Raw genomic sequence first — 13,417 nt, 5'->3', positions numbered from 1 at the left:
ACGGACCAAAAATCCCCCCAAATCCCGGTTCAAACGTTCTGATAATTCAACATCCAGTTAATTCCATACTTATCAGTAAACTCTGCGAAGTATGCCCCAAAGAACATATCGCTCAATGGCATGGTAACCACACCACCGGCCGAAAGTTCATTGAACAGGCGCTCGGTTTCTTCGCGGCTTTCGGGTTCAACGTTGATGTGCATATTATTGCCGGTTTGCAGTTTAAAGCCCATACTCTCCGGCGCGTCGGTAGCCATTAGTACGTGGCCTCCCATAATGGTAAGTTCGCCGTGGATGATCAATTTTTTATCAGCTTCGTTCATCCGGACCTCAGCCGGCAACTCTATATCACTGAACCGCGTAAGTTTTTTGCCGGTAAACTCACCCTTAAAAACCTCTTTGTAAAAGGTTAAAGCCTCTTCAGTGTTCCCCGGGAAGTTTAAATAGGTGGTAACCCTCGGCGAGTTGTTGGGCTTCAGGTCTTTCCTGATCCTGAAAGCTGTGCTCAGGTAATGATCAAGGTTGCTTAAGCCGGCAGTGAAGCCTTCCTGGAAGCCCATACCAACAATGGCTTGCATATCTTCCACTTTATCAAAATAGATATCGATGTTAACGGTAGTATGCTCACCCTCGCCTGTAAAGTTCTTCTCCCAGTTCATAACAGGGAAATTGGTATTGGTTACAGCATTTTCATCACAAAAGGAAACAGCATTGGCAATTTTTTGCGGGACTACAATGGTTTTATACTCTTCCTTGCACCATGTTGGATGTTCAGTATGCTCCGGGCCAACCATCTGGTATAGCCAGTAACCGCCTTCCCTAAAATCCTGCGTTTTGGTTTCGGTACGATAGGGATGAGGTGCCCACCATTGGTCAAGGATCTCACTTTCGGTCCATGCCTGCCATACTAAATTGAGTGGCGCGTCAAAAGTTCTTACCACATTAAGCCTTTTGTTGTGCAGGTCTTTGGTAAATACGGTTTCGTTGTTTGTCATGACTGTTTGTTTTTTAGGTTTTGTAGTACGTTATCTAACTGGCTAAAACGGGTTTCCCACAGGGCGCGGAACTGGTCCATCCAAACATCCACTTCTTTCATTTTTTGAGCGTTAAAATGATAATAAATTTCGCGGCCGGTTTGTTTTTGATTAACCAGCTGGCATTCGCTCAGGATTTGGATATGCTTAGATACAGCTTGCCTGCTGCTTTGAAAATGTTCGGCAATGGCATTGGGTGTCATAGCCTGCAAAGCAAGCAAACTAATAATGGCCCTGCGGGTAGGATCGGCAATGGCCTGAAATACATCTCTTCTCATAAAAGTCTCTTTTTGCAACCGTTCGATTGCAAATATAAATGCAATTAATCGGTTGCGGAAATTTATTCGAAAATATATTTTAAAGCTGGGATTTCAGGGTTTGAAACATTGGGATTGATTTCCCTGGAAAGCTAAATGTATTTTAGCTTTTGTCCCCGTGAAAATACTCATATGCAAATGCCTCAATTTCTCCCGAGCCGGTTAATTCGTTCTTATTCGGATCAAAAAGCTTATAGAGTTGTTGAACTCCGCCGATATTTGCTGCTCCATCAATACCTAATAAAAAAGTGTAATATGTATCGGTTAGGATTGTATCTATAATTTCCCGAAGTATGGTCATTTCTTTTTCATCCGGGTCGAGCTGGTTTATAAGGTTTGAGACGTAGGTATCTTGGTGTTTATTCAAATAATTGTCAAATTGATCTTGTTTCTCAGTATAAAATATTTTCACAAATTGTTCAGGCGTCATAAGTAAGTTGGTTATTAATTCTAAAAGATAGGGCTATTTCTCATCCGTAAAATGAACCTTTCGCTTTTCCTGAGCAAATTTATCTGCATTGTAATTTTCAGATTGCCCCCTGGGGATAGATAGCGAATGCCAGTTTTCATTGCAAAGCATCTTACCTAAAAAAACGATCTGGCCAACGTGGTAAGGGTAATGGGCCAGCTGCCGGTTAATGGCTTCCATAACCGTATGGCCCTGGTTGCGGATATAGATGATCTTATCGAGATCGTCGGCGGTTAGTTTATCAAGCGTATCAAAAAGGCATTGCCATCCCTGTTCCCAGGTTTCGGTAATTGTTTGGCGGGTGGGGGTAGAAGGGGTAAATTCAGCTTCCCGGTTACGGGTGGATTTTTCACCATCAGTAGCGAAAATATCAGTCCATCTGGAAATCATATTGCCTGCCATGTGCTTCACGATCATGGCAATGCTGTTTGATTCGGGGTTATATTGCCAATATAATTGTTCGTCGGTAAGTTGTTCAAACGTTTTTTCGCCGAGGGATTTGTAATAAGCAAACTGCTTTTTTACACTGGTTAGATAGTCGTTTTCCATAAGTTAAAGTTACAGATGAAAATAGAACGCAAAAAGCATAAAGCTATGAGCTTTGGTATTAAATTTATAATTGTTCACACAGTTTTTTTAATATGGCAAGTGTTACATTCCAGTAAAAATTAACATGCTTGTAAATTATTTTGTCCGGAAAATTATTTAAGGTTAATATAATCATTGTTTTATCTTCAATGGGGGTTAATACAAAGCGGACTTCTGTGTAATTTTCAGGTATATCAGGCAGGTTTGAAAGCGAACTCCAATAATTATATTGAAAAACCTTTTCGGGGTCGAATTGCCGGATAGTGCCCTTGTTTTCAAAACTTATCCAGTGCAGATCCCCCCGGAAAATTATTGGGCTTCCAACCTGCCATTCGGATATCACATCAATTGCAGAATCAGACATCCATAACTTAATTAATGCCGGAATTGTCATGGCATCCCACACCTTTGAAACCGGGGCATTGATATTAACCGTTTTATTTATTTCTGTTTCATATGGTGAACTGTCTGTCATGTTTCCCTGGTAGTTGATTAAGAGGTAAAGTGAAAATAAAATTTAAAAATAGGAAAGACCAGCGTTAATCAATTTATATGACCGCAATTGAACATGATATGTGCAAAATCAGACGGTTGGAGTGAATGTGTTTTTGCTTAAGGTGTTGGTTTTTAATTATTTAAAACAATGGCACGATATGCGTGTATAATAAAGTACAGGCTGAGATTTAACCTGGTTTAGTTGATCGATATCAATGAGATGTTGTCGAGATTGCGTTCCGGGGTGAGATACGGAACGCATTTTTTTGAGAGGATTATCAAACAAAAGTAATTGTCATTTCGAAACGAGGAACGAGTTAGAAATCTCTCTCGCCGTTGTTGGTGTTGTCACCAACAACTCCGCGCCGCTCAATTACTACGTGCATAGCAAATGGTGATTTCGTGACTATAAGAGACAAAACAGGCAAAAAAGTTGTTGGTGACAACACCAACAACGGCATGAGCCACTCAAAAAGGAAATAGAAATAAGTTTTTAAGTAATTACTGTTTCCCTTTCAAACTATCAGCTTTTGCTTTTTCTTTCTTTTTGAAAAAACCTCTCAGGAAAAAGTTATGCTGAACAGCTTCCAGATCATCATTTAATTTGATAGATGCTGCCTGCAGGTTATTGATGGCCGATTGTGTTTGCACCGCCGCTTTGGGATCGTTCAATAATACGCCCAGAGCATTATCGGTAGTGTTAAGCTTGTTACTTGCCCTGGTAAGATTGCTGGTAAGTGTTGAAGCGTTTGCTGCGGTTTGCTGCAGTTGGCCTACAGCCTGTTTAATTTGAGCAAAGGTAGCTGTATCCGTAAGCATTTTATCGGCAAGGCCGCCTTTGGTGTTCATTTTACGGCTAAACTGGTCAAGCTGTACAGCCATTAAAGCAGCACTTTGAGTAGTGGCCTGCAGGTTGCGCATGGCGCCGCGCAGTTGTATCGCCATGGTGCTGTCGGCTAATAATGCGCCAACGGTACCTTTACCTTGCAATATGTTATGGCTTAATGATTTAAAATCGTTAGTGATGGCTAACAGGTTTTGGTTATTATCCTGCAGGGTTTTAAGCATGTCATCGGTCGAGAGCATTTTTTCGGATTGCAATACGTCACCATCTTCAATTACCGGTGCCTGTGCGGTTCCGCCTTCTATCACAATAATTTTATTACCTATCAAACCGTCTGATCCTATTTTGGCCATCGCGTTGCGGCGGATGTATTGCTGTGTAGCCTCATCAACATTCATATACACCTGGACCTCTGATGGGCCGATAAATTTGATATTGCTGATAGTGCCAACTTTAACGCCCGAAAACCAAATGGCGTTGCCTTTCTTTAAACCGGCAACATCGGTAAATACGGCGCTTAACTTTATATTTTTAACAAAGGCTTTTTGCTGGCCCCCCAGGGTAAATACCCCCAATATAAACAATATGAGCCCAAGTGCCAGGAATATGCCTACTATGATCGATTTTCTTTTTTCTGCTGGATCCATGATAATGGTATATCTTATCTAATTGTTGTTATTCAATAAAGTTGTAATCGTAAAATGGTTTCACCCGGCTATCGGTGGTGTTAAACACCTCGTCGAAAGTGCCGGTGCGCTGAAACTGCCCGTCTAAGAGCATGGCTATCCTGTCGCCGGTTTGCTTGGCGCAGGTCAGATCATGTGTTATAATGATGGATGATGTATTATACCGCTGCTGCACCTCGTTAATCAGGTCATTGATTTCGATACAGGTGATAGGGTCAAGGCCGGCGGTAGGTTCATCATACAGCATAACCTCGGGGTTCAGGATCAGTGTTCGTGCAATGCCGATACGCTTACGCTGCCCGCCCGAAAGCTCGGATGGCATCTGGTTGATGGTTTGCGAAAGTCCAACCGCGTCAAGCACCGTTTCAACCGCGGTATTGATCTCCCCGCGGGTAAGGTTACGTTTGTTACGCACCAACGGGAACTCCAGGTTTTTACGCACGGTCATACTATCGTACAAAGCGCTGTTCTGAAACGAAAAGCCGATACGGATGCGTAATTTCTGTAAGTCATCTTCGGTAATATGAGCGATATCCTGGCCAAATACTTTTACCATACCCTCATCAGGTTTAAGCAGGCCCGATATGATCTTGATCAGTACCGACTTACCTGTACCTGAGCGGCCAAGCACTACAAGGTTTTCACCCTGGTAAAGGTCAAGGTCAATACCGCGGAGTACGGCATAATCCTGGAAAGCTTTTTTTAAGCCCCTGATGCTGATAACCGGGTTATTATGATCTGTGTGTACTGCTGCCTTTTTCATATCTCCATAAATTAGCGGAACCAGCCGGTTATCTGTACAATAATAACTTCTTCAATAAACACCAGGAACATGGCGGTAATTACCGCGCCGTTTGCAGCTTTACCCACGCCTTCGGTTCCTTTATTGGAGTTATAGCCCTGGTAACAGCCCACAATGCCAATGGTAAAGCCAAATACAATTGATTTTATAAGCGATGCCACAAAATCGGTAAAGGTTAGCGGCTCAAAAACTTCCTGTGTAAAAGTTGTCCAGGTGGTGCCTTCGTTCATGGTTACATTTAAATACCCGCCAAATAAAGCCACAAAGCCTGTATAGGTTGATAAAATTGGAATAGTAAGCGTGGTAGCCAGCACGCGGGTACATACCAGGTATTTAAATGGTTTGGTGCCCGATACTTCCATCGCGTCTATCTGCTCGGTAACGCGCATGGACCCCAGCTCGGCGCCAATGCTTGAGCCTACTTTTCCGGATGCTATCAGTGCGGTAACCAAGGGCGCAAGCGCACGCATGATGGCTATGGATACCAGCGAAGGCAACCACGATTCGGCGCCAAACTGTGATAACGATGGCCTTGATTGCTTGGTAAATATCACCCCCACAATAAAACCCGTAACCGATATCAGGGTAAATGAACGTACACCTACTTCATAACACTGGCGTATAACTTCCTTAAGTTCAAAAGGCGGTACAAAAGCTTCTTTAAAAAAGCGGATGATGAACTGGTTTATGCGATAAAGCGTTAAAAAAAAGTCGCTCAGGCTTTGTTTAAGCTTCACGAATCTTTTGTTTGTATGCCTGGTAATGCTTTGCGTATTGTCCATTAAAAATGTACTTGTATATGCGTATGGTAACTCTACAAAACCCGCAGGTGTTTGTTTGCTGTACCGTGGTTTATTTCCTTTAAGATACTTTGGGTAACTTTTTAAATCGTTTTAAAAAGAGTTTATTTAATTGATAAAATGACATAAAAGTATTAGGTATCGGTGCTTTATTTTGAGTGTTTACAGTAGTAATTTAAACGTTTTTGGTAATTTAAAACTAAATAATGAAAAAAAAGTATTATATCTTGCCCGTGCATTAAAAGTACATTTGATAATAAATCAATTATAAAATGCTGTAGCAAAAGGCCGGCCAAAATCTCTGCCGGCAAATTATCAATACAGTATTAATGACAGATTAAATTACGGCTAAATAAACCTTTGACCGTTTGGGTTAAATGTTTAAACCAATTTGTCTGCAAACCTAAAAGTTAAAATTTATATAGCGCAGTACAGCCCCTAAAATATTAGTTAATGAAGTGTAAAATTTTGATAAGTTGCCTTATATTATACTGTATTACCGGGCATTTTAAAACGCGCTGCCAAATTCATTTGAGTTTTCACGGCTTGATATAACAGTAAATTATCAGATAGTGGGGCGAACTTTGATTTTGCCATATAACTAACGTTAAGCCCTGCAGGGACATTTTAATTGTTTACGGCGCTGTAAGGGGGCATAATACGCAATGAGGTAACGAAAATTGATAATTAATTGTTTAATTGACATTTTGAAAGTATAAAAGTGTTAAATTAGTATCATTAATTAGTAAACTTATTTTAGTGGATTCTATGACGACAAGTAATGTAATGCGGGAGATAACTCCGCTAACGCCAAGTGATTGTTTTACTATTTTTTCGAGGGTAAAAAAGAAATTTGATTTTCCGCTTCATTATCATGACGAATACGAGCTTAATTTAATTATCAACGCCAAAGGGGCCAAAAGGGTGGTAGGTGGCCATATTGAGGTTATTGAAGAAGTGGAACTGGCGCTGATAGGCCCAAACTTATACCATGCCTGGTTTACGCACCAATGTCAAAGCGAAGATATAACCGAGGTTACCATCCAGTTTCATAAAGACCTGTTTGATGAAAAGTTTCTGAAGCGAAATCAGTTAAGTTTTGTAAAAAGCATGCTCGAGCGCTCGCAAAGGGGGATTTCTTTCTCATCGGAAACCATTTACGCGCTTAAAGACAGGATTATGCAATTGGATAAAAAGAGCGGTTTTGACTCCGTATTAGAGCTTCTGTCCATTCTTCATGACCTGTCAATTTCCCGCAATATGAAAATGCTGTCGGATCCAAGCTTTACAAATGAGAAGTTTTACTACAACAGCCGCCGCATTGAAAAAGTGTTTGAGCACATGAATATTAACTATAACAAGCAAATCACCCTTGCCGAAGTAGCTAAAATTGCCAATATGCCCGAAGCTTCATTTAGCAGGTTTATCAAAAAGCGCACGGGCAAAACCTTTATTGACAGTTTGAACGAGATCAGGCTTGGGCATGCTTCCAGGATGCTTATTGACTCTACAACCACGGTAGCCGAAATTGCCTATAAATGCGGCTTTAACAATATCTCCAATTTCAACAGGATCTTTAAGCGTAAAAAAATGTGTATTCCCAAAGAATTCAGGGAAACCTATACCGGAAACCGCGTATTTATTTAACTGGTATTTATTTGGCTTTATGGCTGGTTAAAAATGTATTAGCCTATCGATAAAGTTAAATATAAGGTTAAAAAAGTATTATAAAGTTGCTGATAATAAATTCATTTTTGAGTAATGACAGTTAGGTGTCTGAACTCGAATTTTTGGAATTTATGAATTCGTCGAATTTATTGTATTTGGCCATTTTTAAACCAGGATTGTAGTATTCTGACAATTATTTAATTCAAAAAATTCCGGTTCAGACAAAATCAGACAAGATGAAGTTACACTTACTTGATGTTGCCATTATAGTTTTATACCTGCTGAGCACCATTTTTATTGGTTTATGGTACCGTAAAAAGGCCCGCGAAAATAAGGAAAGCTATATGCTGGGCGGCAAATCTTTACCCTGGTATAAACTGGGTTTAAGCGATGCCTCCGATATGTTCGACATCAGTGGCACCATGTGGATGGTAAGCCTGTGCTTTGTTTATGGCATGAAAAGTATCTGGATCCCCTGGCTATGGCCGGTATTTAACCAGGTGTTTTTGATGATGTACCTGTCGCGCTGGCTGCGTCGGTCAAACGCCGCTACCGGGGCCGAATGGCTGGCAACCCGCTTCGGTAAAACTGGGCCAGGGGTAACCGGCTCAAATGTGGTGGTTATCGCTTTTGCGCTACTGAGCTGTTTCGGTTTTTTAGCCTACGGATTTATCGGTTTGGGCAAGTTCATTGAAATATTTATCCCGTGGGACCTGGTTAAAGCTTACGTGCCCTTCCATGTTGCACCTCAGTATGTGCCGCATATGTACGGGATCATATTTACGCTATTCGCCATGTTTTATTCTATCATAGGCGGCATGCATAGTATTGTATTGGGCGATATGATCAAATATGGCATCATGACCGTAGCCTGCGTATGGATCAGTTTCATAGCTGCAGGCAAACTCAGCGGCAATCACCTCAATGTGCCCGATGGGTGGTATAGCCCTTTTTTTGGTAAAAATCTGGGCCTCAGCTGGACGGGGATCATCAGCGAGGTAAATAACAAGATCAAAGAAGATGGTTATTCGCTGTTCGGCCTGTTTTTTATGATGATGACTTTTAAAGGCTTCTTCGCGGCAGTGGCCGGGCCCGCGCCTAATTATGATATGCAAAAGATCCTCTCCACCCGCTCGCCCGAAGAGGCCAGCAAAATGAGCGGCTTTGTAAATATCATCCTGCTGCCTATCCGTTATTCGCTTATTGTGAGTTTAACTATCCTGGGCGTACTTTTTTATCACCAAATGGATTTGAAAGACGCCAAAGGGGCTATTGATTTTGAACGCATCCTGCCGGCCGTGATCAACAACTTTTTGCCGGTTGGTTTGGTTGGATTGTTGCTGGCCGGTTTGCTTGGAGCTTTCATGAGCACCTTCAGCGGTACCATGAACGCGGCGCAAGCTTATATTGTGAATGATATCTACCTCAAATATATCAACCCAAAGGCATCTACCAAAAAAATCATCACTGCCAATTACATGGTGGGGGTTTGTGTGGTAGCGGTAGGCGTGATACTCGGCTTTTTTGTAAAGGATGTGAACAGTGTGCTGCAATGGATAGTATCGGCACTTTATGGCGGTTATATAGCCAGTAACGTACTTAAATGGCATTGGTGGCGCTTTAATGCCAACGGTTTTTTTTACGGGATGCTTTCGGGGATTTTGTCAGCCATGATATTCTCGCTTATTATCCCTTCGGTCCAACTGTTGTACTGGTTCCCGGTGCTGTTTGCCATCTCGCTGGGGGGCTCGGTTATCGGCTCGTACGCTACAGCGCCAACGGATATGACCGTGTTGCGGTCGTTTTATACCACCGTAAGGCCATGGGGCTTTTGGGGGCCTGTTAAGGCTTTGGTAATGGAGAAAGATCCATCATTTGTGCCCAACAAAAACTTTAAGCTAAACATGTTCAACGTGGTTATAGGCACTATTACACAATGCTGCCTTACCATACTGCCCATGTACCTGATACTGGCACAAAAAACATCGCTTATAGTTACCGTAGCTATACTGGTGGTAACTATCACCATACTGAAAAAAACCTGGTGGAATAAATTAAAAGACTATTGATAAAAAACTATATGACGCAGGAATTTAACCAAAGGCTCGTTCAACTACAGGCCGAACAAGCGCAATTGATTAACCGGCAAAACCAGGTTGAGGAAACAGGCAACGGTATTTTTTGCCGGTTTAAATATCCTGTGCTTACTGCCGCCCATACCCCGCTTGAGTGGCGGTATGATCTTGATGCTAAAACCAACCCTCATTTAATGGAACGTTTTGGTATTAACGCCGTTTTTAATGCCGGCGCTATAAAGTTTAACGGCAAATACCTAATGGTAGCGAGGGTTGAAGGCGCCGATCGGAAATCATTTTTCGCTGTGGCCGAAAGTGCTGATGGGATCAATGGTTTTAAATTTTGGGATTACCCGGTTGAGCTGCCCCAAACCGATGAACCCGATACCAATGTGTACGATATGCGCCTTACCCAGCATGAAGATGGCTGGATCTATGGCCTGTTTTGTACCGAACGCCGTGACCCCGAAGCTCCGTCATATGATCAGTCGATGGCGATAGCGGCCTGCGGTATCGCGCGCACCAGGGACCTGGTAAAATGGGAGCGCCTGCCCGATCTGAAAACCAACTCGCCCCAGCAGCGCAACGTGGTGTTACACCCCGAGTTTGTTGATGGTAAGTATGCCTTGTATACCCGTCCGCAGGATGGTTTTATCAGCGCAGGGACCGGCGGTGGAATAGGTCTTGGCTTATGCGACACTATGGAAAACGCGGTTGTTGACCATGAAACTATCATTCACAATAAAAGCTACCATACCGTTTACGAAGCCAAGAATGGCCAGGGCCCGGCGCCAATCAAAACGGAAAAAGGCTGGCTGCACCTGGCGCATGGCGTACGCAATACAGCTGCTGGTTTACGTTATGTGTTGTACATGTTTATGACCGACCTTCATGACCTTACTAAGGTACTTTACCAACCAGCAGGTTATTTTTTGGCCCCGGTTGGTGACGAGCGTATCGGCGATGTATCCAATGTGGTGTTCTGTAACGGCTGGATAGCTGACGATAACGGATCTGTTTATGTTTATTATGCATCCTCAGATACCCGCATGCATGTAGCCACCACCACAATTGATAAACTGATAGACTATGCCATGAACACACCGGCCGATGGTTTGCGTTCGGCCTCATCGGTACAGGCAGTGTACAATATTATCGATAAAAATAAAGCTTTAAGCCAATTACAGGGAGCCGGCGCCTGAACAGAGATTTAAACATGCTTCAACTATCAAATACTGTTTCAAATCATCAGCTTGCTGTCTTTAGCAATGAGCTAACAGGTGAGTTGAAAAATGTCCTCAATTATTGGCTTAATTATACTGTAGATGAAGTAAATGGTGGTTTTTGGGGCAAGATCAACAATGACAACCAGGTTATTCCCGGTGCTCCCAAAGGTTCGGTCTTAAACGCAAGGATCCTGTGGAGCTTTTCAGCTGCTTATAATCAAAATCCTGATGAAGCTTATTTACAGGCAGCTGAGCGGGCCTATGATTATATCAAAGCTCATTTTGTTGATGATGAGTTTGGCGGTGTGTATTGGTCGGTTGATTATAAAGGCGATATGTTGGATACAAAAAAACAGGTATATGCCAATGCCTTTACCATTTACGCGCTGAGCGAATACTATATAGCTTCGAAATCGGAAAGGGTAAAGGAGGAAGCCATCGGCCTCTATCATCTTTTGGTTGATAAAAGTTGCGACAACGATAAAACGGGTTATTTCGAAGCTTTCACGCGCGATTGGCAGCCGCTCGGCGATCTTAGGCTAAGCGCTAAGGATGCCAACGAGAAAAAGACCATGAACACCCATCTGCACCTACTGGAAGCTTATACCAATCTGTACCGCATCTGGGCCGATGAGGGACTTAAACAGCAGATTGAAACCCTGATCAATAATTTTTTTGATCATTTTATTGATGCTGGAACCGGGCACCTCGTGCTGTTTTTTGATGAGGATTGGAACCGCCGGTCAGAAACCATATCGTATGGGCATGATATTGAAGCCACCTGGCTTTTACTGGAGGCCGCCGAAGTTATCGGCAATCAGGAAATGATCGAGAAGGTCAGCAGTATTTGTATAGCGATAGCAGAAGCAACTGTACAGGGTTTAGATGTAGATGGTGGTTTATGGTATGAATATGAACCGGAAAATGATCATCTAATCAAAGAAAAACACTGGTGGGTACAGGCCGAAGCTATGGTAGGCTTTTACAATACCTGGCAGGTTAGCGGTAATGATAAATACTTTCATTTGGCCCTTAAAAACTGGGCTTTTATAAAAGATAAAATACTGGATAAACAGCATGGCGAATGGGTTTGGGGTATTAAAGCCGATGGCAGTATTATGCCCGGCGAGGACAAAGCTGGGCTTTGGAAATGCCCCTATCATAACAGCCGTGCATGTATTGAAATTATCAGGCGTATAGGCCCGATAAATTAGCGATAAAGCAAGGCTTCAAATGGTTTAACTTAGCGGCAGTGATTATGATAAAATTTTTTAGAAGGATTGCTGTTTTATACCTGCTGATCCATAGTTCAACCGCTATGGCGCAACTGTTTGAACCTGCCGATAAGCATGCCACAACCGAAACCCGGCAGCTTTTTTACAGTATGCAGCGCCTGCTTAACGTGGGGGTAATATTTGGTCACCACGATGACCTGGCTTATGGTGTGGGATGGCGTAATGAACCAGGCCGCTCAGATGTTAAGAGTGTTACCGGATCATACCCGGCCCTGTATGGTTGGGATTTGGCCAGGATTGAGCACGACAGCATTCACGATATTAACGGAATCGCCTTTGAACAGCAGAAGCAGTTTGTTAAGGATGTTTACGCGCGCGGCGGCATCAATACATTTTGCTGGCATATGGATAACCCGGCCAATGGCAAAACCGCCTGGGATACCACGCAGCATACGGTAAAAGATCTTATCCCCGGCGGCGCGTTTCATGATGTATATGTTGAATATCTTGATCATGCGGCCAATTATTTAGCTGATATGAAAGGCCCGGAAGGCGAGGCTATCCCGATATTGTTCCGGCCATTTCATGAACTTACGGGCAATTGGTTTTGGTGGTGCAAAAACACCAGTACCACCGATGAATTTAAAGCCCTGTGGCGTTTTACTATCGATTACCTGCGGGATAAAAAGAAGCTGCATAACCTGCTCATCGTATATTCGGCGGCTGATTTTGAATCAGAAGATGAGTTTTTGGAACGCTATCCCGGCGATGCTTACGCGGATTTTATAGGCTTTGATAATTATTGTACGCAAAGCGTTGAGCGTTTTCAAGCTAAGCTGGATCAACGCCTTGCCATTGTTGATGGCATTGCTGTAAAACACCATAAAATAACATGCCTGCCCGAAACCGGCTATGAAGGTGTCCCCATGCCCAACTGGTGGACGGATATATTACTGCAAACCCTCGCTAAGCATAAAGTATCCTACGTAATGGCCTGGCGCAACGGAAACGATCATCATTATTACGTTCCATACCCCGGCCAAATCAGCGCCGGTGATTTTATAAAGTTTTATAACAACCAGCAAACCATTTTCCAAAACCGCATAACACCACTGGGCATTTATGGTAAGCCAAATTGGAAGCAGTAGCCTTGCGGTTCATGGATGATAGTTCATGGT

13 protein-coding genes are annotated in these 13,417 nt (G+C 42.8%); 5 read left to right on the top strand and 8 right to left on the bottom strand.

From position 1 onward, the window contains the following. Positions 1-29: 29 nt before the first annotated feature. From BLP33_RS27745 to BLP33_RS12115, 8 genes are all read right to left on the bottom strand, one after another. Positions 30-995 carry an SRPBCC domain-containing protein gene (locus BLP33_RS27745; RefSeq protein ID WP_090528392.1) on the bottom strand — a complete coding sequence of 322 codons (966 nt, stop codon included), beginning with the start codon at positions 993-995 and terminating at the stop codon, positions 30-32. After that, entirely contained in the window at positions 992-1,312 is a 321-nt protein-coding gene (locus BLP33_RS12145; protein WP_090528388.1) for an ArsR/SmtB family transcription factor, read from the bottom strand. The genes BLP33_RS27745 and BLP33_RS12145 overlap by 4 nt, the downstream gene beginning before the upstream one ends. Before the next feature lie 142 nt (positions 1,313-1,454). After that, positions 1,455-1,781, bottom strand: coding sequence for a hypothetical protein (locus BLP33_RS12140; protein ID WP_090528385.1), 327 nt, complete (start codon positions 1,779-1,781; stop codon positions 1,455-1,457). Between the two features lie 33 nt (positions 1,782-1,814). Further along, on the bottom strand, positions 1,815-2,369 hold the full coding sequence (locus tag BLP33_RS12135) for a DUF1572 family protein (RefSeq protein WP_090528381.1): 555 nt from the start codon (positions 2,367-2,369) through the stop codon (positions 1,815-1,817). Between the two features lie 64 nt (positions 2,370-2,433). Then, on the bottom strand, positions 2,434-2,883 hold the full coding sequence (locus BLP33_RS12130; protein ID WP_090528379.1) for an SRPBCC family protein: 450 nt from the start codon (positions 2,881-2,883) through the stop codon (positions 2,434-2,436). Positions 2,884-3,404: 521 nt separating this feature from the next. Continuing rightward, positions 3,405-4,394: an MlaD family protein gene (locus tag BLP33_RS12125; protein WP_090528376.1), complete on the bottom strand. Its 990-nt coding sequence runs from the start codon at positions 4,392-4,394 to the stop codon at positions 3,405-3,407. A 28-nt stretch (positions 4,395-4,422) separates the two neighbouring features. After that, positions 4,423-5,196, bottom strand: a complete 774-nt coding sequence (locus BLP33_RS12120) for an ABC transporter ATP-binding protein (RefSeq protein ID WP_090528374.1) — start codon at positions 5,194-5,196, stop codon at positions 4,423-4,425. Between the two features lie 11 nt (positions 5,197-5,207). Beyond that, the gene (locus BLP33_RS12115) at positions 5,208-6,017 is read right to left on the bottom strand and encodes an MlaE family ABC transporter permease (RefSeq protein WP_090528371.1); all 810 of its coding nucleotides are present in this window, start codon (positions 6,015-6,017) and stop codon (positions 5,208-5,210) included. Positions 6,018-6,803: 786 nt separating this feature from the next. Between BLP33_RS12115 and BLP33_RS12110 the strand changes: the two genes are divergently transcribed. The 5 genes from BLP33_RS12110 (at position 6,804) to BLP33_RS12090 (ending at position 13,387) form a co-directional block, all read left to right on the top strand. Beyond that, positions 6,804-7,682 (top strand): AraC family transcriptional regulator, encoded by an 879-nt coding sequence (locus BLP33_RS12110; protein WP_090528369.1) that lies wholly within the window; start codon positions 6,804-6,806, stop codon positions 7,680-7,682. A gap of 257 nt (positions 7,683-7,939) precedes the next feature. Continuing rightward, positions 7,940-9,772 (top strand): sodium:solute symporter family protein, encoded by a 1,833-nt coding sequence (locus tag BLP33_RS12105; RefSeq protein ID WP_090528366.1) that lies wholly within the window; start codon positions 7,940-7,942, stop codon positions 9,770-9,772. Positions 9,773-9,783: 11 nt separating this feature from the next. Next, positions 9,784-10,980 carry a glycoside hydrolase family 130 protein gene (locus BLP33_RS12100; protein WP_090528363.1) on the top strand — a complete coding sequence of 399 codons (1,197 nt, stop codon included), beginning with the start codon at positions 9,784-9,786 and terminating at the stop codon, positions 10,978-10,980. Between the two features lie 14 nt (positions 10,981-10,994). Beyond that, positions 10,995-12,218, top strand: coding sequence for an AGE family epimerase/isomerase (locus tag BLP33_RS12095; protein ID WP_090528360.1), 1,224 nt, complete (start codon positions 10,995-10,997; stop codon positions 12,216-12,218). A 44-nt stretch (positions 12,219-12,262) separates the two neighbouring features. Next, positions 12,263-13,387: a glycoside hydrolase family 26 protein gene (locus BLP33_RS12090; protein WP_090528357.1), complete on the top strand. Its 1,125-nt coding sequence runs from the start codon at positions 12,263-12,265 to the stop codon at positions 13,385-13,387. The last annotated feature ends 30 nt before the right edge of the window (positions 13,388-13,417 follow it).

This window comes from Mucilaginibacter sp. NFR10, assembly GCF_900100445.1.
GTDB classification, from domain to species: domain Bacteria; phylum Bacteroidota; class Bacteroidia; order Sphingobacteriales; family Sphingobacteriaceae; genus Mucilaginibacter; species Mucilaginibacter rubeus.
Note: the sequence above shows the minus strand (reverse complement) of the source record. Positions and strands in the feature narration are given on the sequence as shown.